The sequence below is a fragment of the Bradyrhizobium sp. CCBAU 11361 genome (genome assembly GCF_028128935.1).
Taxonomy (GTDB): domain Bacteria; phylum Pseudomonadota; class Alphaproteobacteria; order Rhizobiales; family Xanthobacteraceae; genus Bradyrhizobium; species Bradyrhizobium niftali.
Genome location: NZ_LBJZ01000178.1, coordinates 48420 through 72263 on the forward strand (window position 1 = coordinate 48420; position 23844 = coordinate 72263).

Annotated in this window: 23 protein-coding genes and 1 tRNA gene; 17 read left to right on the plus strand and 7 right to left on the minus strand. The window is 64.1% G+C overall.

Going from position 1 to position 23844, the window contains the following annotated elements; all coding sequences use genetic code 11:
- Nucleotides 1–78 precede the first annotated feature (78 nt).
- The 7 genes from XI08_RS22120 to XI08_RS22150 form a co-directional block, all read right to left on the minus strand.
- Nucleotides 79–438, minus strand: a complete 360-nt coding sequence (locus XI08_RS22120) for a hypothetical protein (protein WP_271575959.1) — start codon at nucleotides 436–438, stop codon at nucleotides 79–81.
- 349 nt (nucleotides 439–787) lie between these two features.
- Nucleotides 788–2038, minus strand: coding sequence for a peptidase T (gene pepT / locus XI08_RS22125; RefSeq protein ID WP_271575960.1), 1251 nt, complete (start codon nucleotides 2036–2038; stop codon nucleotides 788–790).
- 144 nt (nucleotides 2039–2182) lie between these two features.
- The gene (locus tag XI08_RS22130) at nucleotides 2183–2512 is read right to left on the minus strand and encodes an HU family DNA-binding protein (protein WP_027548111.1); all 330 of its coding nucleotides are present in this window, start codon (nucleotides 2510–2512) and stop codon (nucleotides 2183–2185) included.
- Nucleotides 2513–2706: 194 nt separating this feature from the next.
- Nucleotides 2707–2783, minus strand: a tRNA-Asp gene (locus XI08_RS22135).
- A gap of 160 nt (nucleotides 2784–2943) precedes the next feature.
- Nucleotides 2944–3147 (minus strand): hypothetical protein, encoded by a 204-nt coding sequence (locus tag XI08_RS22140; RefSeq protein ID WP_271575961.1) that lies wholly within the window; start codon nucleotides 3145–3147, stop codon nucleotides 2944–2946.
- Between the two features lie 142 nt (nucleotides 3148–3289).
- Entirely contained in the window at nucleotides 3290–4585 is a 1296-nt protein-coding gene (locus XI08_RS22145; protein ID WP_025576487.1) for a spinster family MFS transporter, read from the minus strand.
- Nucleotides 4586–4647: 62 nt separating this feature from the next.
- Entirely contained in the window at nucleotides 4648–5838 is a 1191-nt protein-coding gene (locus tag XI08_RS22150) for an aromatic ring-hydroxylating dioxygenase subunit alpha (protein ID WP_271575962.1), read from the minus strand.
- Between the two features lie 230 nt (nucleotides 5839–6068).
- On the opposite strand from XI08_RS22150, the gene XI08_RS22155 reads away from it, so the two are divergent.
- The 17 genes from XI08_RS22155 to XI08_RS22235 all read left to right on the plus strand — a co-directional run bounded on the left by XI08_RS22155 (nucleotide 6069) and on the right by XI08_RS22235 (nucleotide 23830).
- Nucleotides 6069–6578, plus strand: a complete 510-nt coding sequence (locus XI08_RS22155) for a MarR family winged helix-turn-helix transcriptional regulator (RefSeq protein WP_025576485.1) — start codon at nucleotides 6069–6071, stop codon at nucleotides 6576–6578.
- 177 nt (nucleotides 6579–6755) lie between these two features.
- Entirely contained in the window at nucleotides 6756–9008 is a 2253-nt protein-coding gene (locus XI08_RS22160) for a TonB-dependent siderophore receptor (RefSeq protein WP_271576005.1), read from the plus strand.
- Nucleotides 9009–9707: 699 nt separating this feature from the next.
- On the plus strand, nucleotides 9708–10073 hold the full coding sequence (locus XI08_RS22165; RefSeq protein WP_008136158.1) for an NADH-quinone oxidoreductase subunit A: 366 nt from the start codon (nucleotides 9708–9710) through the stop codon (nucleotides 10071–10073).
- Complete coding sequence (locus XI08_RS22170; RefSeq protein ID WP_371090238.1) at nucleotides 10070–10651, plus strand: NuoB/complex I 20 kDa subunit family protein; 582 nt, start codon at nucleotides 10070–10072, stop codon at nucleotides 10649–10651. Before XI08_RS22165 ends, XI08_RS22170 begins: the two co-directional genes overlap by 4 nt.
- An 11-nt stretch (nucleotides 10652–10662) precedes the next feature.
- Entirely contained in the window at nucleotides 10663–11274 is a 612-nt protein-coding gene (locus XI08_RS22175; RefSeq protein ID WP_027548105.1) for an NADH-quinone oxidoreductase subunit C, read from the plus strand.
- 2 nt (nucleotides 11275–11276) lie between these two features.
- On the plus strand, nucleotides 11277–12473 hold the full coding sequence (locus XI08_RS22180; RefSeq protein ID WP_271575963.1) for an NADH-quinone oxidoreductase subunit D: 1197 nt from the start codon (nucleotides 11277–11279) through the stop codon (nucleotides 12471–12473).
- Complete coding sequence (locus tag XI08_RS22185) at nucleotides 12473–13450, plus strand: FkbM family methyltransferase (protein WP_271575964.1); 978 nt, start codon at nucleotides 12473–12475, stop codon at nucleotides 13448–13450. Before XI08_RS22180 ends, XI08_RS22185 begins: the two co-directional genes overlap by 1 nt.
- 11 nt (nucleotides 13451–13461) lie before the next feature.
- A complete protein-coding gene (nuoE, locus tag XI08_RS22190; RefSeq protein ID WP_135176018.1) occupies nucleotides 13462–14073 on the plus strand; it encodes an NADH-quinone oxidoreductase subunit NuoE in 612 nt (203 codons plus the stop codon).
- Nucleotides 14073–14279 (plus strand): hypothetical protein, encoded by a 207-nt coding sequence (locus XI08_RS22195; RefSeq protein WP_011087679.1) that lies wholly within the window; start codon nucleotides 14073–14075, stop codon nucleotides 14277–14279. Before nuoE ends, XI08_RS22195 begins: the two co-directional genes overlap by 1 nt.
- Before the next feature lie 15 nt (nucleotides 14280–14294).
- Nucleotides 14295–15620: an NADH-quinone oxidoreductase subunit NuoF gene (nuoF, locus tag XI08_RS22200; RefSeq protein WP_271575965.1), complete on the plus strand. Its 1326-nt coding sequence runs from the start codon at nucleotides 14295–14297 to the stop codon at nucleotides 15618–15620.
- A 5-nt stretch (nucleotides 15621–15625) separates the two neighbouring features.
- Nucleotides 15626–17701, plus strand: coding sequence for an NADH-quinone oxidoreductase subunit NuoG (nuoG, locus tag XI08_RS22205; protein ID WP_027548099.1), 2076 nt, complete (start codon nucleotides 15626–15628; stop codon nucleotides 17699–17701).
- A gap of 10 nt (nucleotides 17702–17711) precedes the next feature.
- A complete protein-coding gene (gene nuoH / locus XI08_RS22210; protein ID WP_084302793.1) occupies nucleotides 17712–18779 on the plus strand; it encodes an NADH-quinone oxidoreductase subunit NuoH in 1068 nt (355 codons plus the stop codon).
- Between the two features lie 13 nt (nucleotides 18780–18792).
- The gene (nuoI, locus tag XI08_RS22215) at nucleotides 18793–19281 is read left to right on the plus strand and encodes an NADH-quinone oxidoreductase subunit NuoI (protein WP_026232873.1); all 489 of its coding nucleotides are present in this window, start codon (nucleotides 18793–18795) and stop codon (nucleotides 19279–19281) included.
- Between the two features lie 9 nt (nucleotides 19282–19290).
- A complete protein-coding gene (locus XI08_RS22220) occupies nucleotides 19291–19929 on the plus strand; it encodes an NADH-quinone oxidoreductase subunit J (protein ID WP_027548097.1) in 639 nt (212 codons plus the stop codon).
- Nucleotides 19926–20234 carry an NADH-quinone oxidoreductase subunit NuoK gene (gene nuoK / locus XI08_RS22225; protein ID WP_027523804.1) on the plus strand — a complete coding sequence of 103 codons (309 nt, stop codon included), beginning with the start codon at nucleotides 19926–19928 and terminating at the stop codon, nucleotides 20232–20234. The genes XI08_RS22220 and nuoK overlap by 4 nt, the downstream gene beginning before the upstream one ends.
- Nucleotides 20235–20242: 8 nt before the next feature.
- Entirely contained in the window at nucleotides 20243–22321 is a 2079-nt protein-coding gene (gene nuoL / locus XI08_RS22230; RefSeq protein WP_271575966.1) for an NADH-quinone oxidoreductase subunit L, read from the plus strand.
- Nucleotides 22322–23830 carry an NADH-quinone oxidoreductase subunit M gene (locus XI08_RS22235; RefSeq protein WP_027548095.1) on the plus strand — a complete coding sequence of 503 codons (1509 nt, stop codon included), beginning with the start codon at nucleotides 22322–22324 and terminating at the stop codon, nucleotides 23828–23830. It begins immediately after the preceding gene.
- Nucleotides 23831–23844 lie beyond the last annotated feature (14 nt).

The window sequence follows — 23844 nt, forward strand, 5'->3', positions numbered from 1 at the left end:
ACGTGACGCGCGGTCAGACGGCAGGCAGCGATGCGTGCCGCTTCCGACACGCATGTTCACCGGGCGCTGGGGCGCCGGTCAGACGATCGATCGAGGTGGATGATCCGGAGGTGGACGGGTAAGACCGTCGGCAATGGTATCATCGAGCGGCCGGAGAAGCTCGAGCGCACGCGGATCGAGAGTTGCCGTCACGACCGCCGGCCCAGCCTGCAACACCTTCAACATGCAGATCGCGAGGAGAGGGCAGTCCTGGCATTGCTTGCTGTCGTGCTGATCGGGACAGCAAGGCATGCCGGCCGACATGTCTTGCGCGTCGGTCATTTGCATGTCGCTGGCCACGAGATGTCCTGCCGCCGCTGGCGTCACCAGCGGCGCAACCATCAGCCCCGCGGTCACGAGGACCGCGAGCACGAGCCTGAGGATGCGACGAGCAATCATGGCGCGACACTCTCACACGGGAACAACATTGGAAAGTCCGGTGGTTCACGAGTGTGCGAGCAGCGCGTGGGTGGTTAACTGTCTCGAACGATCGCGGAGTACGATGCTACTGCCCGATGCCTCGCCGGACGGGCATGCCAAACGCGGAAAGGCCCCAGCCCGGGGCTGACCGGCTGAGGCCTTTTGTGCTCACAATCTTCATCCTTGGGACTTGCATCACCAACGCGCCTCGCGCCGGCTCGTTCCGTGGGGCATGGAATTATTTTGCGCCCGTCATCGGGGCAGTCGCACAGAGGGCGCCATGACGTCGTGGAGGCTTTTGCGCCCGTTGCCGGGATTAGCGGCGCGCCTACGCCTTCTCCTCCCAGATCATGGCAAGATGGACGATCGTCTGCACCGCCTTTTCCATGTCCTGCCGGCTGACCCATTCGAGGCGCGAGTGGAACGCGTGCTCGCCGGCGAAGATGTTGGGGCAGGGCAGGCCCATGAAGGACAGGCGCGAGCCGTCGGTGCCGCCGCGGATCGCGGTGCGCATCGGCCGCAGGCCGGCGCGGCGGATCGCCTCGATGGCGTATTCGAGGATGTGCGGGTGACGGTCGATCACCTGCTTCATGTTGCGGTACTGCTCCCTGACCTCGAACGTGTAGGTCGAGCGCGGATAGTCCTTCATCACGTCCTTGACGATGTTCTCGAGCAGGATCTCCTTCTCCTTCAGGCCTTCCTCGGTGAAGTCGCGGACGATGAAGGAGAGCGTCGCCTGCTCGAGCGCGCCGTCGATGCTGATCGGATGCAGGAAGCCCTGCTTGCCTGACGTCGTCTCGGGCGAACACCCTTCCTTCGGCAGTCGCTCGATGATGGCGGCCGCGATCTTGATCGCGTGCTCCATCTTGCCCTTGGCGTAGCCGGGATGGGCGCTGACACCGTTGATGGTGATGGTGGCGCCGTCGGCCGAGAAGGTCTCGTCCTCGACAGAGCCCGCGCTCTCGCCGTCCATGGTGTAGCCGAAATCGGCCCCCAACTTTTTGATGTCGACGTTGTCGACGCCGCGGCCGACCTCCTCGTCGGGCGTGAACAGGATCTTGAGGGTGCCGTGCTTCACATCGGGATTGTTGATGAAGAAATACGCGGCATCCATGATCTCGGCGACACCGGCCTTGTTGTCGGCGCCCAGCAGCGTGGTGCCGTCGGTGGTGATGATGTCGTTGCCGATCTGGTTCTTCAGCGCGGGATGCTCGGTGAAGCGGATCACCTGGCTGGTATCGCCCGGCAGGGTGATGTCGCCGCCGCGATAGTTCTTCACCATTTGCGGCTTGACGTCCTTGCCGGTGACGTCGGGCGAGGTGTCCATGTGCGAGCAGAAGCAGATCACCGGTACCTTCTTGTCGGTGTTGGCCGGGATCGTTCCGTAAACGTAGCCGTAGTCGTCGAGATGGGCGTCGGCGACGCCCATCTCCTTCAGCTCGGTGACGAGGACGCGGCCGAGGTCCTTCTGCTTCTCGGTCGAAGGCGAGCTAGGGGATTCCGGATCGGACTGGGTGTCGATGGTGACGTAGCGCAGGAAGCGCTCGGTCACGGTATGCGCGAAGGTGAGGGAGGACATTTCTGATCAAACCGCCGGGTCTTTGGGGATGCAGGCGGTATATCAGAAAAGCGGGGCTTTGATGCGGCCGGAACGATGCGGATCAGGCTTAACGAAAAGTAGCGGCCAGAGCGTTTTCGAGCGAAGTGGGCGTCGGAACCGCCTCTAGATCGCTTCCTTCAGTTCCTTGACCGGGCGGAAGACGACCTTCTTGCTGGCCTTGATGTGGATGGCCTCGCCGGTGGCGGGGTTGCGGCCGGTCCGGGCGGCCCGCTTGCGGACCTGGAGGATGCCAAGACCGACGATGCGGACGCGGTCGCCTTTCTTGAGATGCTTGGCGATCAGGTCGACCATGTCGGTCAGGACGGCCTCGGCGTGCTTTTTCGACAGGTCCTGGCTCTCCGCGATGTCAGCGGCCAGGTGCTTGAGCGTGATGGTGGCGGGAGCGGCTGCCTTCTTCGCCGAATCCTTCTTAGCCGAATCTTTTTTAGCCATGTCTGGCCTCCTCAATGACAGGGAAGCCCCGGAAAAGCCGGTAAAGCGTGGGGATCCCTCTAAGTCCTGGAAGGCGTAGACGATTCGGGCGCGGGCTGACTATGCCACGAGTTCCCGCCGGACGCCGGCAAGCGCCGTCAGTGCCGTGAAAGCATCGGGGGGGTCGGGCTAAGACTATGAAGGTATTGCCAAAATGGCGCGAGAGACGGGGCTCGAACCCGCGACCTCCGGCGTGACAGGCCGGCGCTCTAACCAACTGAGCTACTCCCGCGTGGTTCGCTGAAAGCGCGCGGAACGAGGGGGGACTTAAAGGCGGGACCTGTTGAAGTCAAGGACGTTGCGCTTCGTCAGGACACATCGGCTAAGCATTGCTCTGGAAAACGAAAAAGGCCGCCCGGAGGCGGCCAATGGTCAGCCCGGAACGGGGCGTGTCAGCGAATCTCCGACGAGCCCGCGCTCGTCACCACCACCGGCTTGCCGGCCTTGACCACGTGGGTCGACTGGGCGGTCTGGCTGTAATCGGCATTGGTGCGGGCCGCGATCCCGAAGCCGGCCACGACAATGCCGGCTACAAGCGCCACCACCACGATCTTCAGGTGGGTCGCACGATCAGCAGAGTGAATTGAGTGGTTCATCTGAGCCTCCCGACGGGCTTTGCCGCCGTCTATGGGCTCATGTCTTAAGGACCATCTGTTTCCGGATGGTTTCGCGGGTTCCGCAAAATGGTTTCATTAATATGCCCGGTTGGTTTCGCCGGGCTTATGGCCGAAAATGGCCTCAGGCCGCGGCCCGGCCGATATCGGCCCGGATCGCGCGGGCGGCCCAGACGAACAGCAGGGCGCCCAGCGTGGTCGTGACCGCCGCCGAGAGCAGGGAGTAACGCACGGCGTCTGCGCCGTAACTCCCCTTCAGGGCATCGTTGACCATGCCGACGGCGAGCGGGCCGACGCCCTGGCCGAAGCAGGTCGCGGTGAGCGCGATCAGCGCGGAGGCCAGCGCCCGCATGCTCGGCTTTGCCACGGTCTGGGCGATCGCGAAGATCGGCCCGAGATGGAAGCCGACCAGGAACGAGGTCAGCGCCAGCATCGCCACCATCATTGCGAAATCCTGCGTCAGCATGCACAGCGCGAACACCGGGCCGGCGAGGCCCGAGGTGATCGCGGGCGCCCACAGCTTCCAGCGGTCGTCGCTGCGGCTCACTTGCGCCACCACGAAGCCGCCGAGCAGGGTGCCGGCCATGCCGGCCAGCCCCTTGAAGGTGCCGGCATAGGTGCCGATCTCGGCGCTCGACAGATGGTGCACGCGGGCCAGGAACGGCGGGATCCACGCCGCGGTCGCGTAGTTCGTGTAGGTGGTGAGGCAGAAGCCGATCAGCACGATGACGAAGCTCCGCTGCGAGGCCAGGAACCGCAGCGTCGGTCCGAGCGGTTCGGGCACGAAGCTCTCCTGCATGGCGCCGCGCTTCGGCTCGGAGATCGTCAGCCACAGGACCAATGCGAGCAGGATGCCCGGCAAGCCCGCGACATAGAACGCCATCCGCCAGCCATAGTGCTGGTTGACGTAGCCGCCGACGAAATAGCCGAGGAAGACGCCGAGATAGGTGCCGATGGCGTAGATGCCGAGCGCGCGCGGGCGCTCGTTCTTGGCGAAGAGATCGGCGACGATCGACTGCGAGGCGGGCGAGCCCGCGGATTCGCCGATGCCGACGCCGATGCGCGCCAGCGCCAGCGAGGTCACGCTCGAGGCCGCGCCGCACAGCGCCGTCATCGCGCTCCAGAACGCGAAGGCCACGGCCACGATGTTGCGCCGGTTGAGCCGGTCGGCGGCGCGCGCGATGGGGATGCCGAGCAGGGAGTAGAACAGCGCGAAGCCGAAGCCTGCGAGCAGGCCCATCATGGTGTCGCTGAGGGCGAACTCCTTCTTGATCGGCTCGATCAGGACGTTGAAGATCGTGCGGTCGAGGAAGTTCAGCGCGTAGATGATGGTGAGCAGCCCCAGCACGTAATAGCGCCGCGCCGAGGGCTTTGCCGCGGTGGCCGTTTGCACCGACACTTGTGACGTCACATCGACCATCGCATCCCCCCAATTTGTCTTTGTTGTCGTTGTCGGTCCAGCACTGATTGGAGCTGGCAGCTTCACGCGTCGCGGATGTAATTCCCCGCTTCGAATTCGACCAGCGCAGCACTTGCATCGAATGACACGCCGATCGGGTCGCGATCTGCGTCCATCGCCTCCAGTTGTTCGCTCAGCATGCGCCTGATCATCAGGATGCCGCGGTCGCTCTGGCCGAAATGCTCCTCGGAGTGAACCGTCACCTCGCCCTGGCCGACCTGGGCTTCGTAATCACCCGGGAATTGCTGGTGCTCGGCCTCGGTCATGTCCCACCAGAATTTTCCGTTGAACTTCGAGCGCATGCGGCCGATGTCGCCTGATGTCTTGACGCGGCCGGCGACGTAAATGCGGAACGATGTGTCGTCGATCGGCAGCGTCCAGCCGATCGACTCGACGCGGGCGAACTGCGCCACGCGCGGATTGGGCACGACGCGCAAGGTGGGGAGGGCGGCTTCAGTGACGCGATAGAACACCTTGCCGTCATCCTGCTTGCGGATCGAGCGCACGGCGATCCCGCGCGGCGTCGTGTCGAACCTCACCTCCGGCATCGAGGCCATCATGTCAGTGAATTGCGGCCCCGAGAACGAGCCGTGCAGCACCGGCACGTGATAGGGATCGACCACGTTCTCGAAATGCTGGAGCCAGTTGCAGGGGATCACTGCCGGTCCGCCGCCGCCGATCGAGGAATCGTCCGCCTCGACGAACTCGCCGTCGTCCATGTTTTCGAGGCACTCATAGCGCGGCAGCACCGGGCGTTTCTCGGCCGGGCCCATATAGGCGAAGATCAGCCCGTAACGTTCCTCGACCGGATACCAGGGCTGGCGCACCTTGACCTTGAACTGGCCGCCGTCGGGCTCGCAGGGCTGCTCCAGGCAGTGGCCCTCGGTGTCGAACTTCCAGCCGTGATAGCAGCAGCGGATGCCGTCCTCCTCGACCTTGCCATAGTAGAGCGTGGTGCCGCGATGGCAGCAGCGCGCGTGCAGGAGACCCGCACGGCCAAGCTTGTCGCGGAACAGCACCAGATCCTCGCCCAGCGCGCGCACCTTCTTCGGAGTGCCGGTGGCGTCACCGACGAGCCCGACCGGGTGCCAGTAGCGGCGGAGCAGTTCGCCCATCGGCGTGCCGCGCACGACCGAGGTGAGCTCCGTGCGCGTCTGCGCCGGCTTCATCGCATAGGCCGTGCCGAGATCGCGATCCCGCTGGGTGATGGTCATGCTGGTCCTCCCGCTGTGGGCTGGCTGGGCCTTTTTGATGCCTTTTCCTCAGTGAAAAATAGTTCGATGACAATGTCAACGATCTTCCAAATGCCTCTTAGTCGCAGTCGGATGAGGGGGGGAGGCGGCCTGCCTTGAGCTTGGGACTTGCTTCGGACTTGGGCTTTGGACTTGGACTTGGGCTTTGGCTTGGGCTTGGCAGGCCACCGCTTTCTTGGCACAGGTGGATCATGAACCAGACACCGAGGGACGGGTGGACGACGCCCGAGGCGGACGAGAGCGAGCCGGCGCCGATCACCGTCATGCTGTCGTCGCGGCTGATGGTGCTCGCCAATCTGCTCAAGCGCGGCGCCATCCTGCGCTACAAGCGCCTCACCGGATTGTCTTCCGTCGAGTTCGGTCTCGTCGCCTCGCTCGGCCGGCGCCCGCCGATGAGCGTGGCGCGGCTCGCTGAGGCCGTCGGCCAGGACAAGGGACAGATCAGCCGGGCGCTCGCGAACCTCGTGTCGCGCAAGCTGATTGCGAAGTCGGCAAATCCGAAGGATAGCCGCGAAGTGCTGGTCTCGCTGACCGCAACGGGCCTTGCCGCGCATGATGCGATCGTCGAAGGCGCGCAGGAACGCAACCGGCGCCTGCTGGAACAGTTGAGCGAAGCCGAGTTCGATGCGCTGCTGCGGCAGATCGATCAGCTCAGCGCGGTTGCCGCCGAGATGCTCGAGGCGGAAAAGAATTCGCGCTGATCTCTCGGCAATCTCCGGAAATGATAGATCGCTTCTAAGAGTCTCTCTAAGAAGCTTTCAATTAGCGAAATCGCGCGCCCTCTCATAAGCGTCACCCTTAAGCGCATGCCGTCCCGGGACAGGCGGCATGACGCATCGAACATGCAGCTTTGGGGTGGCGCGTTGAACAATCTTGGAATGCTGCGGTCGGCCGTGTTGGCGACCGCATCCGCTTGGGTCTTGGTGCCGCAGGCATCGCTCGCACAATCGTCTATGCAGGGTGGCGCACAGAGCTTGCCGTCGGTGACCGTCACGGCGCCGGAGGCGCGCCGCCGCGCACCCGCTTCGGTCGTGCGTAGCGCGCAGCGGCGGTCGGTGCAGGCCGCCAATCGCAACAAGCCGCAACCGCAGCGCAATGTCGGCTTCGTCGAGACGCCGCGCGGGCCGGTGAATGGCTACGTCGCCGGTCGCAGTTCGTCGGGCACGAAAACCAACACGCCGATCATGGAGACGCCGCAGGCGGTCTCGGTGATCGGCGCGGAACAGATCCGCGACCAGAAGCCGAACAAGCTCGACGAGGTGCTGCGCTACACCGCCGGCGTACGGGCAGGGACCTTCGGCGCGGATACGCGCAACGACTGGTGGTTGATCCGCGGCTTCAAGTCCGACGACGTCGGGCTGTTCCTCGACGGCATGCAGCTGTTCTACACGTCCTATGCGAGCTGGAAGCTCCAGACGCCCAACATGGAACGTGTCGAGGTGCTGCGCGGCCCGTCGGCGGTGCTCTATGGCGGATCGAGCCCGAGCGGCATCGTCAACGTCATCAGCAAGATGCCGCCGGCCGAGCCGATCCGCTACGTCGAGACGGGTGTCAACAATTTCGGCAACGCCTATGTCGGATTCGACGTCGGCGGGCCGGTCACGACGCAGAGCGAGAACGGCAAGCTGTTCTATCGCGTCGTCGGCCAGGTCCAGAACGGCCCGACCCAGGTCAACTTCACGCCCGACAACAACTACTTCATCGCGCCGTCGGTCACCTGGAAGCCGGATGCCGACACCACCTTCACGGTGCTGGCCTCGGCCTCGAAGCAGGACACGCGTGGCATCAACTTCCTGCCCTACCAGGGCACGGTGACCAATGCGCCCTTCGGCAAGATTCCGACCAGCTTCTTTACCGGCGATCCCAGTGTCGACAAGTTCACGCGCGAGCAGGAGATGCTCGGCTACCAGTTCGAGCGCAATCTCAACGACGATCTGACGTTCCGGCAGAATGCGCGCTTCGCCCATGTCGACGTGACCTATCGCGGTTACGTCGGCAATGGTTGGGCCGACGTCAACACGGCCACTCTCAACCGCTACAATTGGTATGCGAAGAACACCGCCAACCAGGCCGATCTCGACAACCAGCTGGAGTATCGCTTCGACACCGGCCCGGTGAAACACACGATGCTGTTCGGCGTCGACCTGAAGGGCTATCAGATCGACGATTACCAGCTCTTCGGGGGCGGCGTGCCCTCGATCAACGTCTTCAATCCCACCTACGGATTGAGCGACATTCCGTTCGCGGGCGATCCGTTCCGAAACTTCCGGATCACGCAGAAGCAGGCCGGTACCTATCTCCAGGACCAGATGAAGCTCGGCAATTTCACGCTGGTGCTGAGCGGCCGCAATGATTGGGTCGAGACCACCCAGGACAAACGCTTTACGGGCGCCACGGTTGCCAGCCGCGACGACAGCAGGTTCAGCGGACGCGCAGGCCTGATCTACAATTTCGACAACGGCATCGCGCCCTACGTCTCCTATTCGACGAGCTACAACCCGGTCATTGGCTTGAATGCCAGCAACCAGTTGCTCTTGCCGGAAACCGGCAAGCAGGCCGAAGTCGGCTTGAAAGTGCAGCCCAAGGGCTTCGATGGCTATTTCACGGTTTCGGCTTTCGACCTGAAGCGCCAGAACGCGCTGACGACCGATCCGTCGAATTCATTGCTGCAGAACCAGACCGGTGAGGTGACCTCGCGCGGCATCGAGCTCGAGGCGGTGGCCAATGTTACGAAGGAGCTGAAGCTGATTGGCGCCTTCACCAGCTATCACATCTTCACCAGCAGGGATCTCGATCCGACGCTGATCGGCAAGACGCCGACCAACACGCCTTCACTCCTGGCGTCAGGATGGGCGGACTACACCTTCAAGGAAGGACCGCTGACGGGGTTCGGCTTCGGCGGCGGCGTCCGCTACGTCGGCTCGTCCTGGGCCGACACCGCCAACACGCTCGAAGTTCCCGCGGTGGTTCTCGGCGACCTCGCGCTCCACTACGAATGGCAGAACTGGCGCACGGCGCTGAACGTGATCAACCTGACCGACAAGGTCTACGTCGCGAGTTGCGCGGCGGCCTCGTCCTGCTTCTACGGCGACCGCCGGCGCATCACCGCCAGCGTCTCCTACAAATGGTGAGCCGAATGACCGGGGACGGGGGCGAGGGCAGGCATGGTGAAGCTGCACCTGTCGGGCTTCGGACCGGCCTGATCTCGGCCGTCTGTCTGCTTCGCTGACTGATACCGCCGATCTTCCACCGGGAGATCGATGAGCTGCCGGGCGATGCCCCCCGGCCCGGAGCTCATGCGAGCGCGGCGCGTGCGATGCCCCCGGCAAGTCGCCGACGCCGCGCTCGCGGCCGGTCCGGGTGCGCCAGCCGACGCATTCGCCGGACGAGCCCCGGTCCCGTCGTGATGCATGGCTCGTCTGACCGTCGCGCCTGTGGATACGTGTCTTTCTTGCACCGCGGTCGCGACCATCACCGGCTCCCCTGGCTGTACCGCTCCGAGGAAGGCGCGGCCAGTATGTCGCCCGGATGACGCTGGGCGCCTGTCCTCGTTGTAGATTTTGCTGCGCGGCCTCGATAAAGTGAGCTTCCCCAACAGCGGATCTCACCGCCGAGCGCACTTGGACTGATCGGGATCGCCCTTGCTGGGGCGGTCGATCTGCTCCATACCAGCCGCGGGGTGATTCCGGGATTTCTACCGTTCTGGGGCGGCAAAGGGCCTAAAAAGAGCGTGTCTTGCGCCCATTGGTGCACTGCGCTAAGGCTCAGAATAATTCCAAATCGGGACGAATCCGCGGCTCCCCCGACGTCGCGGGAAAAAGGGCTCGCCAATGAGCGGCATTCTACAGAACTATCTTCCACTCGTTGTCTTCATAGGGGTAGCGGGCCTCATCGGCCTTGTGCTGCTGATTGCGCCTTTCATCGTGGCGTTCCAGCAGCCGGACCCGGAAAAGCTGTCGGCGTATGAGTGCGGTTTCAACGCCTTCGACGACGCCCGCATGAAGTTCGACGTCCGCTTCTATCTGGTCGCCATCCTCTTCATCATCTTCGATCTCGAGGTGGCGTTCCTGTTTCCCTGGGCGGTGGCGTTCGGCAAGCTTGGCGCGACCGGCTTCTGGTCCATGGTGGTGTTCCTCGCCGTGCTGACGGTCGGGTTCGCCTATGAATGGAAGAAAGGGGCACTGGAATGGGATTGAACCCTGCACCGTCCGCCGGTCCGGTTCTCGCGCCGGCCCCCAAGGGCATTCTGGATCCGTCGACCGGCAAGCCGGTCGGGGCCAATGATCCGTTCTTCCTCGAGGTCAATTCGGAGCTGTCCGACAAGGGCTTCTTCGTGGCCGCGACCGACGACCTCATCACCTGGGCGCGCACCGGCTCGCTGATGTGGATGACCTTCGGTCTCGCCTGCTGCGCGGTCGAGATGATGCAGGTGTCGATGCCGCGCTACGACGTCGAGCGCTTCGGCTTCGCGCCGCGTGCCTCGCCGCGTCAGTCCGACGTGATGATTGTCGCGGGTACGCTCACCAACAAGATGGCCCCGGCGCTGCGCAAGGTCTACGACCAGATGCCCGAGCCGCGCTACGTCATCTCGATGGGCTCGTGCGCCAATGGCGGCGGCTACTATCACTATTCCTATTCGGTCGTGCGCGGCTGCGACCGCATCGTGCCGATCGACATCTATGTGCCGGGCTGCCCGCCCACGGCGGAAGCGCTGCTCTATGGCGTGCTGCTGCTTCAGAAGAAGATCCGGCGCACCGGCACCATCGAACGCTAAGGTTTTACGTCATGGACGATGGCAAGCTCGACGCCCTTGGGCAAACGATCGTTAGCGCGCTTCCGGGCGCGGCCACCGGTCATTCGGTGGCCTTCAACCAGCTGACGGTGGATGTCGAGGCCAGCAAGATCGTTGAGGTGGTCAAGTACCTCCGCGACGATCCGAGCTGCCGCTTCGTCAACTTCACCGACATCACGGCGGTGGACTATCCGGATCGCGAGAAGCGCTTCGACGTGATCTACCACTTTCTGTCACCGACGCTGAACACGCGGATCCGGCTCAGGGCCCAGGCCGACGAGACCACCCAGGTGCCGTCGCTGATCGATGTGTTCCCCGGCGCCGACTGGTTCGAGCGCGAGGCCTACGACCTCTATGGCGTGTTCTTCGTCGGCCATCCCGACATGCGCCGCATCCTCACCGATTACGGCTTCGAGGGCCATCCGCTGCGCAAGGATTTCCCGACCACCGGCTTCGTCGAGGTCCGCTACGACGACCAGGAGAAGCGGGTGGTGTACGAGCCTGTCAGGCTCAACCAGGAATTCCGCAAGTTCGATTTCCTCTCGCCGTGGGAAGGGGCGGACTATCCGCTTCCCGGTGACGAGAAGGCGGGGCCGAAGGTCTGACCATGAACGAGCAACCCGAAAACCTCCGCAACTTCACCATCAATTTCGGCCCGCAGCATCCGGCGGCGCACGGCGTGTTGCGCCTGGTGCTGGAGCTGGACGGTGAAGTCGTCGCGCGTGTCGATCCCCATATCGGCCTGCTTCACCGCGGCACCGAGAAGCTGATCGAGCAGAAGACCTATCTCCAGGCGATCCCTTATTTCGACCGGCTCGACTACGTCGCGCCGATGAACCAGGAGCACGCCTTCTGCCTCGCCGCCGAAAAGCTGCTCGGCATCGAGGTGCCGCGCCGCGGCCAGCTGATCCGCGTGCTCTATTGCGAGATCGGTCGCATCCTGTCGCATCTGCTCAACGTCACCACGCAGGCGATGGACGTCGGCGCGCTCACCCCGCCGCTGTGGGGTTTCGAAGAGCGCGAGAAGCTGATGGTGTTCTACGAGCGCGCCTCGGGCAGCCGCATGCATGCGGCCTTCTTCCGCGTCGGCGGCGTGCATCAGGACCTGCCGCAGAAGCTGGTCGACGACATCGAAGCCTGGTGCGATCCGTTCCTCAAGGTGGTTGATGACCTCGACCGGCTGCTCACCGCCAACCGTATCTTCAAGCAGCGCAACGTCGACATCGGCGTGGTGCCGCTCAAGGAAGCCTGGGCGTGGGGCTTCTCGGGCGTGATGGTGCGCGGCTCGGGCGCCGCCTGGGACCTGCGCAAGTCGCAGCCTTATGAGTGCTACGCCGAGATGGATTTCGACATTCCGATCGGCAAGAACGGCGACTGCTACGACCGCTACCTGATCCGCATGGAAGAGATGCGCCAGTCGGTGCGCATCATGAAGCAGTGCATCCAGAAGCTGAACGCGCCTGAGGGCAGGGGCCCCGTCGTCGTCGAGGACAACAAGGTCGCGCCGCCGCGCCGTGGCGAGATGAAGCGCTCGATGGAAGCGCTGATCCACCACTTCAAGCTCTACACCGAAGGCGTCCGCGTGCCGGCCGGCGAGGTCTATGCCGCGGTTGAGGCGCCCAAGGGCGAGTTCGGCGTCTATCTCGTCGCCGACGGCACCAACAAGCCCTACAAGTGCAAGATCCGCGCGCCGGGCTTCGCCCATCTCCAGGCCATGGATCACATCTGCCGGGGCCATCTGCTCGCCGACGTCTCGGCGATCCTGGGTTCGCTCGACATCGTGTTCGGAGAGGTCGATCGGTGATGGCGCAGGCGCCAATCCAGTTTGACCGCGCCTCGGGGGCCCTTGAAGGGGCCAACCTGTGGGAGCGGACGGCTGCCTTGGCGCTGGTGACGGGATCGAAGATCTCGTCGCACTTCTCGCATATGGGCTACATCGCCTGCGCGAACCTGCTGCGAAAAACGCTGCCCGAGCGCAACATCGCGATCAAGCTCAATCCCGACGCCGTGTTCGAATTCCCTTATGGCGACGGCTATTGGAGCAAGCTGCTCAACCGCTCCTATATCTATGAAGACGAGCTGGAGCTCCTGTTCGCCGACTCCATCGACGTCGACTACACGCTGCTCGATTGCGGCGCCAATTACGGCTACTGGTCGGTGCTGGTGTCGAGCAGGCCGTTCGGCTCGCACAAGGCGATCGCGATCGAGCCGTCGGGGCAGAACTATCCGAAGCTCGCCAACAACGCCCGCGTCAACGCTGGCCGCTTCGAGACCCTGAAATGCGCGATCGGCGCCGCTCGCGGCACCGCGCGGCTGTCAGGCACCAAGCACGAGGCCTTCAGCATCGCCGGCGATCCGTCGTCGGGCGGCGAGGAGGTGCCGGTCATCGCGCTGGACAACCTCATCGACGACGGCAAGGTTGCGGCGAGTGGCAAATACCTGATCAAGCTCGACGTCGAGGGCGTCGAGATCGAGGCGATCAAGGGCGGCGCCCGGCTGCTTGAGACCGACAGCGTCATCATGTGCGAGGAGCACGGCAGCGACCGCAGCCACGCAGTGTCGCGCTACATCCTCGAACAGACCCCGCTGAAGCTGATCGTGTTCGATCCGCGCAGCAACCGGATGGAGACCGTGAAAGAGCTGTCGATCCTCGACCGCATCAAGGTCTCGACCCACGTCGGCTACAACGTTTTCGGCACCGCAAGCGCATTCTGGCAGGACAGGATCGATGCCCTGAATGCCAAGACTCTGAATGCCAAGACCACGCGCCGCATGCAGTGAGAGATTAAGAGATGTCCGTCCGCCGATTAGCACCGAAGGAAGTCCAGCCCGCGAGCTTTGCGTTCACGGAGGAGAACCTCGCGTTCGCCAAGCAGCAGATCGCGAAATATCCGGCCGGCCGGCAAGCCTCCGCTGTCATCGCCATCCTTTGGCGCGTCCAGGAACAGCACGAAGGCTGGGTGTCGGAAGCCGCCATCCGCGCCGTCGCCGACTTGCTCGACATGCCCTATATCCGCGTGCTCGAGGTCGCGACCTTCTACACGATGTTCCAGCTCGCCCCCGTCGGCAAGAAAGCCCACGTCCAGGTCTGCGGCACCACGCCGTGCCGCCTGCGCGGCGCCGAGGACCTCATCCACGTCTGCGAGCACCGCATCCATCACGAGCCCTTCCATCTCTCCAAGGACGGCAATTTCAGCTGGGAAGAGGTCGAGTGCCTCGGCGCCTGCGTGAACGCGCCGATGGTGCTGATCGGCAAGGACACCTATGAGGACCTGACCAAGGAGAGCTTTGGCAAGGTGCTCGACGGCTTTGCCTCCGGCAATCCGCCCAAGCCCGGTCCGCAGAACGGCCGTCAGTTCTCGGCGCCGATCAACGGGCCGACCACGCTGAAGGAGATCACCTGATGCGGGATCTCTCGTCGCCGGCAGTGGAGGGGAGCGGTGCCATGAAGAAGTGGGGCTTCATCGCGATGCATGCCGCGGTGGCGGCCATTTTCATTTTCCTGCTTCAGCGTTTCAGCCTGAACGCGTCGCTGGAATCCAGCCTGCTCTGGGCGCTGACCTTCGCCGTCTGCGCCGCCGGACTTGCCTACAAGCAGTCCAATCGTTGATCGGAAAGCACTGATATGCTCGAGGACAAGGACCGCATCTTCAAGAACCTCTACGGCCTCCATGACTGGGGGCTCGAGGGTGCGCGGCGCCGCGGCGCCTGGGATGGTACGAAGAATATCATCGACAAGGGCCGCGACTGGATCATCAACGAGATGAAGGCGTCGGGCCTGCGCGGCCGCGGCGGCGCCGGCTTCCCGACCGGCCTGAAATGGTCGTTCATGCCGAAGGAATCGACCGACGGCCGGCCGAGCTATCTCGTCGTCAACGCCGACGAATCCGAGCCCGGCACCTGCAAGGATCGCGAGATCATGCGGCACGATCCGCATCTCCTGATCGAGGGCTGCCTGATCGCCAGCTGCGCCATGAACGCGCATGCCTGCTACATCTATGTCCGCGGCGAGTTCATCCGCGAGCGCGAGCATCTCCAGGCCGCGATCGACCAGGCCTATGAGGCGAAGCTCGTCGGCAAGGACAACGTCAACGGTTGGCCGTTCGACATCTACGTCGCGCACGGTGCCGGCGCCTATATCTGCGGCGAGGAAACCGCGCTGCTCGAAAGCCTCGAGGGCAAGAAGGGCCAGCCGCGCCTGAAGCCGCCGTTCCCGGCCAATGTCGGCCTGTTCGGCTGCCCGACCACCGTCAACAACGTCGAGTCGATCGCAGTGGCGCCGGACATCCTGCGCCGTGGCGCGGCCTGGTTCGCCGGCATCGGCCGTCCGAACAATGTCGGCACCAAGCTGTTCTGCATCTCCGGCCATGTCGAGCGGCCCTGCAACGTCGAAGAGGCCATGGGCATTCCGTTCCGTGAGCTGATCGACAAGCATTGCGGCGGCATCCGCGGCGGCTGGGACAATCTGAAGGCCGTGATCCCCGGCGGCTCGTCGGTGCGCATGGTGCCGGCCGAGCAGATCATCGACACGCCGATGGATTTCGACAGCTTGAGCAAGCTGCGCTCGGGCCTCGGCACCGCGGCCGTGATCGTGATGGACAAGTCCACCGATTTGATCCGTGCCATCGCCCGCATCTCGTACTTCTACAAGCACGAGAGCTGCGGCCAGTGCACGCCGTGCCGCGAGGGCACGGGGTGGATGTGGCGCGTCCTGACCCGCATGGCCGAAGGCCGCGCCCACAAGCGCGAGATCGACATGTTGCTCGAAGTCACAAAGCAGGTCGAAGGCCACACCATCTGCGCGCTCGGCGACGCAGCCGCCTGGCCGATCCAGGGCCTGATCGCGCATTTCCGTCATGAGATCGAAGCGCGCATCGACCAGTATTCGCACAAGTCTGACATCGACGATATCGGCGTCCGCGATCCCGTGAACATGGTCGCGGCGGAGTAGGAAGAATGACCAAGCTCATCATCGACGGCAAAGAGATCGATGTCCCGCCGGAATACACGCTGCTCCAGGCGTGCGAAGCCGCGGGCGCCGAGATTCCGCGCTTCTGCTATCACGAGCGGCTGTCGATCGCCGGCAATTGCCGGATGTGCCTCGTCGAGGTGAAGGGCGGCCCGAAGCCGGTCGCAAGCTGCGCCTGGGGCGTGCGCGATTGCCGTCCGGGTCCCAAGGGCGAGCCGCCGGAAATCTCCACCCGTTCGCCGATGGTGAAGAAGGCGCGCGAAGGCGTGATGGAATTCCTTCTGATCAACCATCCGCTGGACTGCCCGATCTGCGACCAGGGCGGCGAGTGCGATCTCCAGGACCAGGCGATGGGCTATGGTGTGGACACCAGCCGCTTCGCCGAGAACAAGCGCGCGGTCGAGGACAAGTATCTCGGCGCGCTGGTCAAGACCTCGATGAACCGCTGCATCCAGTGCACGCGCTGCGTCCGCTTCTCGGCGGAAGTCGCCGGCGCCCCTGAAATGGGCGCGACCGGTCGCGGCGAGGACATGGAGATCACGACCTATCTGGAGCATGCGCTGACGTCGGAGTTGCAGGGCAACCTCGTCGATATCTGCCCGGTCGGTGCGCTGACCTCGAAGCCCTATGCTTTCGCGGCCCGCCCGTGGGAGCTCGGCAAGACCCAGTCGATCGACGTCATGGACGGCGTTGGCTCGGCGATTCGCGTCGATACCCGCGGCCGCGAGGTGATGCGCGTGCTGCCGCGCATCAACGAGGCCGTGAACGAGGAGTGGATCTCGGACAAGACCCGCCACATCGTCGACGGCCTGCGCACCCAGCGCCTCGACCGGCCCTATATCCGCGAAGCCGGCAAGCTGCGCGCGGCGAGCTGGCCCGAGGCCTTTGCCGCGATCGCAGCGAAAGCGGCACGCACCGACGGCAAGCGCATCGGCGCGATCGCCGGCGACCTCGCCGGTGTCGAGGAGATGTTCGCGCTGAAGGATCTGCTCGCCAAATACGGCTCGAGCAATCTGGCGGTGCAGGGCGGCGACGCCTTCGATCCGGCGCTCGGCCGCGGCTCCTACATCTTCAACCCGACGCTTGCAGGCGTGGAGCAGGCCGACGCGCTGCTCGTCATCGGCGCCAATCCGCGCAAGGAAGCGGCCGTGTTCAACGCCCGCATCCGCAAGCGCTGGCGCTCCGGCGGCTTCAAGGTCGGCGTGATCGGCGCCAAGGCCGACCTGACCTATGACTACGACCATCTCGGCGCAGGCACCGAGACGCTCGGCGAGCTCGCGGCCGGCAAGCACTCCTTCATGGACGTGCTGAAGAACGCCAAGAACCCGATCATCCTGGTCGGTGCGGGCGCGGCCTCGCGTCACGACGGCGCCGCCATTCTGGCCGCCGCCGCCAAGCTCGCGATGGATGTCGGTGCGGTCAAGGACGGCTGGAACGGTTTCGGCGTGCTGCACGAGACCGCCTCGCGCGTCGGCGCGCTCGACATCGGCTTCTCCGCCACCGCCGGCGGCCTGAACGCCGCGCAGATGACGACCTTCGGGACGCTCGACCTGCTGTTCCTGCTCGGCGCCGACGAGATCAAGGCGCCGGACGGCACCTTCGTCGTCTATATCGGCACCCATGGCGACCGCGGCGCGCACCGCGCCGACGTGATCCTGCCGGCGGCCGCTTACACCGAGAAGTCCGCGATCTACGTCAACACCGAAGGCCGCGTGCAGATGACGGGACGTGCCGCATTCCCGCCGGGCGAAGCCCGCGAGGACTGGGCGATCGTCCGCGCGCTCTCGGAAGCGCTCGGCAAGAAGCTCGGCTACGACTCGCTTGCCGCCCTGCGCCAGGCGATCTTCAAGGCCGTGCCGCATCTGATCCGTCTCGACCAGATCGCGGCCGGCTCGGCCGACCAGATCAAGAAGCTGGCAGGGAAGGGCGGCTCGCCGGAGAAGGCGCCGTTCAAGCCTCTGGTCGAGGACTTCTATTTGACCAACCCAATCGCCCGTGCGTCCGCCGTGATGGCGGAGTGCTCGCGGCTTGCCTCCGGGCAGATGCTGACCGCAGCGGAGTGAGCGTGATCTGATGGAATTCTTCGAAAGCGCATTCTGGACCGGTTTCCTCTGGCCGCTGATCATCATGGTCGCGGAGAGCGTCTTGGTGCTCGTCGTCCTGCTGGTCGCGATCGCCTACATCCTGCTCGCCGACCGCAAGATCTGGGCGGCGGTGCAGATCCGCCGCGGTCCGAACGTGGTCGGCCCCTGGGGCCTGCTGCAGTCCTTCGCCGACCTGCTGAAGTTCGTCCTGAAGGAGCCGATCATCCCGGCCGGCGCCAACAAGGGCGTGTTTCTCCTTGCTCCCCTGGTCTCATGCGTGCTCGCGCTCGCCGCCTGGGCGGTGATCCCGACCAATCTCGGCTGGGTGATCTCCGACATCAATGTCGGCGTCCTCTTCATCTTCGCGATCTCGTCGCTGTCGATCTACGGCATCATCATGGCCGGCTGGTCGTCGAACTCGAAATACCCGTTCCTGGCCGCGCTGCGCTCGGCCGCGCAGATGGTGTCCTATGAAGTCTCGATCGGCTTCGTCATCATCACCGTGCTGCTCTGCGCCGGCACGCTGAACCTCTCGGCTGTCGTCGAAGCGCAGCATGCCCGAGGCCTCGCCAGCCTGATCGGACTGCCGCAGCTTACCATCCTGAACTGGTATGTGTGGCCGTTGTTCCCGATGTTCGTGGTGTTCTACGTCTCGGCGCTGGCGGAAACCAACCGTCCGCCGTTCGACCTCGTCGAAGCCGAATCCGAGCTCGTCGCCGGCTTCATGGTCGAATACGGCTCGACGCCGTACCTCCTGTTCATGCTCGGCGAGTATGTCGCGATCGTCACGATGTGCGCGCTGGCGACGATCCTGTTCCTCGGAGGCTGGCTGCCGCCGGTGGACCTGCCGCCCTTCAACTGGGTGCCGGGGATCATCTGGTTCTCGCTCAAAGTCTTCTTCATGTTCTTCCTGTTCGCGATGGCGAAGGCGATCGTGCCCCGCTACCGCTACGATCAACTGATGCGCCTCGGCTGGAAGGTGTTCCTGCCGCTGTCGCTGGCGATGGTGATCGTGGTGGCCGGCGTGCTGCATTTCGCCGGCATCGCGCCGAAGTGAGGCCGTCATGGGTATCAACATCAACGCCACTGCACGCTCGCTTCTGCTGTCGGAATTCGTCTCGGCGTTCTTCCTCGCCATGCGCTATTTCTTCCAGCCGAAGCCGACGCTGAACTATCCCTTCGAGAAGGGCCCGATCTCGCCGCGCTTCCGCGGCGAGCACGCGCTGCGCCGCTATCCGAACGGCGAGGAACGCTGCATCGCCTGCAAGCTGTGCGAAGCCGTGTGCCCGGCGCAGGCCATCACCATCGAGGCCGGCCCGCGCCGCAACGACGGCACCCGCCGTACCGTGCGCTACGACATCGACATGGTGAAGTGCATCTATTGCGGCCTCTGCCAGGAGGCCTGTCCGGTCGACGCCATCGTCGAAGGTCCGAACTTCGAGTTCGCGACCGAGACCCGCGAGGAACTGTTCTATGACAAGGCCAAGCTGCTCGCCAACGGCGACCGCTGGGAACGCGAGATCGCGAAAGCGATCGAGCTCGACGCGCCGTACCGGTGAGATGAGAGCATGATCGTTTCCGCGCTGTTCTTCTATCTCTTCGCCGGCATCTGCGTCGCCTCGGCGGTGATGGTGATTGTCTCGCGCAATCCCGTGCACTCCGTGCTGTACCTGATCCTGGCCTTCGTCAACGCCTCCGGCCTGTTCGTGCTGATGGGCGCCGAGTTCCTCGGCATGATGCTGATCGTCGTCTATGTCGGCGCGGTCGCGGTGCTGTTCCTGTTCGTGATCATGATGCTCGACGTCGACTTCCTCGAGCTGCGCGAGGGCTTCATCGAGTACCTGCCGGTCGGCCTCGTGATCGGCGGCATCTTCATGTTCGAGCTGCTGCTCACCGTCGGCTTCTGGGTCATCAACCCCGGCGTCTCCAAGACGATCACGGCGGCGATCCCGACCAACGTCTCGAACACCGAGGCGCTCGGCCTCGTGCTCTATACGAAGTACATCCACTACTTCCAGCTCGCGGGCATGGTGCTGCTGGTCGCCATGATCGGTGCCATCGTGCTGACGCTCAGGCACAAGGCGAGCGTGAAGCGGCAGGACATCAACGTTCAGAACGCGCGCACGCCTGAGATGGCGATGGCGATGCGCAAGGTGGCGCCAGGGCAGGGGCTCTCGGATGCCGATGCGGCGGAGTGGGTGAAATGACGATCGGGCTCGGACACTATCTGGCGGTCGGCGCGATCCTGTTCACGCTCGGGATCCTCGGCATCTTCCTGAACCGCAAGAACATCATCGTCATCCTGATGTCGATCGAGCTGATCCTGCTCTCGGTCAACATCAACTTCGTCGCGTTCTCGACCTTCCTCGGCGACATCGTCGGCCAGGTCTTCGCGCTTCTGGTGCTGACGGTCGCCGCTGCCGAAGCCGCGATCGGTCTCGCCATCCTGGTGGTCTATTTCCGCAACCGCGGCTCGATCGCGGTTGAGGACGTCAATCTGATGAAGGGCTGAGCTCAGTCATGGTTCAGGCAATCGTATTCCTGCCGCTCCTGGGCGCCATCTTGGCCGGCCTGATTGCGCTGTTCGGCGCGCATGCCCGCAACCCCTCAGGCGACGAGGTCGAGCATCACGGCGACCACGGTCACGGCGATGCGCATGCGTCGGCGGCCCATGACGATCATGGCCACGACGATCACGGTCACGACGACCACGGGCACGGACCGGTCGAGCCGGCAGCGGCGGGCTCGCGCGCGGCCGAGCTGATCACGACGGCATTGCTGTTCGTGGCGGCTGGGCTGTCCTGGATGACGCTGGTCGATGTCGGCTTCATGCACCATGACATGCGGATTCCGCTGTTGCCGTGGATCCTCTCCGGCGACCTCCAGGTCTACTGGACGCTGCGGGTCGACACGCTTACTGCCGTGATGCTGGTGGTGGTGACGACCGTGTCCTCGCTCGTGCACCTCTATTCCATCGGCTACATGGACGAGGATCCGTACCGGCCGCGCTTCTTCGGCTATCTCTCGCTGTTTACCTTCGCCATGCTGATGCTGGTAACGGCGGACAACCTCGTGCAGCTGTTCTTCGGCTGGGAAGGCGTGGGTCTGGCCAGCTACCTGCTGATCGGCTTCTGGTATCAGAAGCCGTCGGCGAACGCCGCCGCCATCAAGGCCTTCGTGGTCAACCGCGTCGGCGATTTCGGCTTCGCGCTCGGCATCTTCGCGATCTTCATGCTGGTCGGCTCGACCGATTTCGAGACGATCTTCCATGCCGCGCCCGGCCTCACCGGCAAGACCATCGACTTCCTCGGCTGGCACGCCGACGCCCTGACCCTGACCTGCCTCCTGCTGTTCATGGGCGCGATGGGCAAGTCGGCGCAGTTCCTGCTCCACACCTGGTTGCCGGACGCGATGGAAGGCCCGACCCCGGTCTCCGCGCTGATCCACGCCGCGACCATGGTCACCGCGGGCGTGTTCATGGTGGCGCGCCTGTCGCCGCTGTTCGAGCTCGCCCCGAACGCGCAGGCCGTCGTGATGTTTTTCGGCGCCACCACGGCGTTCTTCGCCGCGACCATCGGCCTCGTCCAGAACGACATCAAGCGCATCGTTGCCTACTCGACCTGTTCGCAGCTCGGCTACATGTTCGTGGCGATGGGAGCAGGGGCCTATTCGGTTGGCATGTTCCATTTGTTCACGCACGCCTTCTTCAAGGCACTGCTGTTCCTAGGCTCCGGCTCGGTGATCTACGCGATGCACCACGAGCAGGACATCCGCAACATGGGCGGCCTCTGGAAGAAGATCCCCTACACCTACGCGGTGATGGTGGTCGGCACGCTGGCGCTCACGGGCTTCCCGCTCACGGCCGGCTACTTCTCCAAGGATGCGATCATCGAATCGGCCTACGCCTCGCACAATCCGTTCGCGATGTACGGCTTCCTGATGACGGTCGTCGCCGCCGGCCTGACCTCGTTCTACTCCTGGCGCCTGATCTTCAAGACCTTCCACGGCGAGCCGCATGACGAGCATCACTATGAAGCCGCCCATGAGGCGCCGCTCTGGATCCTGGTCCCGATCGGCGTGCTCGCGGTCGGCTCGATCGTCGCGGGCTTCCCGTTCAAGGAGCTGTTCGCGGGCCACGGCGTCGAGGAGTTCTTCCGCGAGTCCGTGAAGATGAACCCGCACATCATCGAGGAGATGCACCACATCCCCGAGACCATCGCGTTGCTGCCGACGGTGATGATGGTGCTGGGCTTCCTGGTGTCGTACTTGTTCTACATCCGCCGGCCCTACATCCCCGTTCGGCTCGCTGCAGAGCAGCCGATGCTGTACCAGTTCCTGCTCAACAAATGGTACTTCGACGAGCTGTACGACCTCATCTTCGTCCGTCCGGCGAAGTGGATCGGCTACCAGCTCTGGAAGAAGGGCGACGGCTTCATCATCGACGGCCTCGGGCCCGACGGCGTCTCGGCCCGCGTGCTGGACGTCACCCGCAACGTCGTGAAGATCCAGACCGGCTATCTCTATCACTACGCATTCGCCATGCTGATCGGCGCCGCCGGCCTGATCACCTGGTTCATGTTCGGCTTTGGAGGCCAGTAAATGACGACCTGGCCCATTGTATCGGTCACGACGTTCCTGCCGCTGGTCGGCGCGCTGATCGTCTATCTCAGCCGTGGCGACGACGAGGCGGCGCGGCGCAACTCGCGCTGGATCGCATTGTGGACCACGCTGATCACCTTCGCGGTGTCGGTGATCCTGGTCATGCGCTTCGATCCGGCGAATGCCGACTTCCAGTTCGTCGAGAAGTCGGCCTGGCTCGCCACCGGCATCACTTACCACATGGGTGTGGACGGCATTTCGCTGCCGCTCGTGATCCTGACCACCGCCATCATGCCGTTCTGCATCATCGCGAGCTGGAAGGCGATCACCAGCCGCGTCCGCGAATACATGATGGCGTTCCTGATCCTGGAAACGCTGATGATCGGCACCTTCTCGGCGCTCGATCTCGTGCTGTTCTACCTGTTCTTCGAAGGCGGCCTGATCCCGATGTTCCTGATCATCGGCGTCTGGGGCGGCCCGCGCCGGGTCTACGCGTCCTTCAAGTTCTTCCTCTACACGCTGCTCGGCTCGGTGCTGATGCTGCTCGCCATCATGGCGCTGTACTGGAACGGCGGCACCACCGACATCCCGACCCTGATGCACACCGCCGTGCCGCGGTCGTTGCAGACCTGGGCCTGGCTCGCCTTCTTCGCCTCCTTCGCGGTGAAGATGCCGATGTGGCCGGTGCACACCTGGCTCCCCGACGCGCACGTCGAGGCGCCGACGGCAGGTTCCGTGGTCCTGGCCGCGATCCTGCTGAAGATGGGCGGCTACGGCTTCCTGCGCTTCTCGCTGCCGATGTTCCCCCTGGCGTCGCACGACTTCGCGCCGCTGATCTTCACGCTCTCGGTCATCGCCATCGTCTACACCTCGCTGGTGGCGCTGATGCAGGAGGACATGAAGAAGCTGATCGCGTACTCTTCGGTGGCGCATATGGGCTTCGTCACCATGGGCATTTTCGCCGGCACCATGCAGGGCGTCGCCGGCGGCATGTTCCAGATGATCTCGCACGGCATCGTCTCCGGCGCGCTGTTCCTCTGCGTCGGCGTCGTCTACGACCGCCTGCATACCCGCGAGATCGCGGCCTATGGCGGCCTCGTCAACCGGATGCCGCTCTACGCGCTGACCTTCATGATCTTCACCATGGCCAATGTCGGACTGCCCGGCACGTCCGGCTTCGTCGGCGAGTTCATGACGCTGCTCGGCACGTTCAAGGTCTCGATCCCGACTGCGTTCTTCGCCACCTTCGGCGTGATCCTGTCGGCGGGCTACGCGCTGTGGCTCTACCGCAAGGTCGTGTTCGGGGCGCTGGTCAAGCCGTCGCTGATGAGCATGAAGGATCTCACCTTGCGTGAGTGCGTGACGCTGTTCCCGCTGATCGCGCTGACGATCCTGTTCGGCGTCTATCCGAAGCCGGTGCTCGACATGTCGGCCGCCTCGGTCCAGCAACTCGTCAACAATTACAACACCGCTGTGACGGCCGTGAAGGCCGCCGCACTGCTCCAGTGATCGGGCAGGTCAGG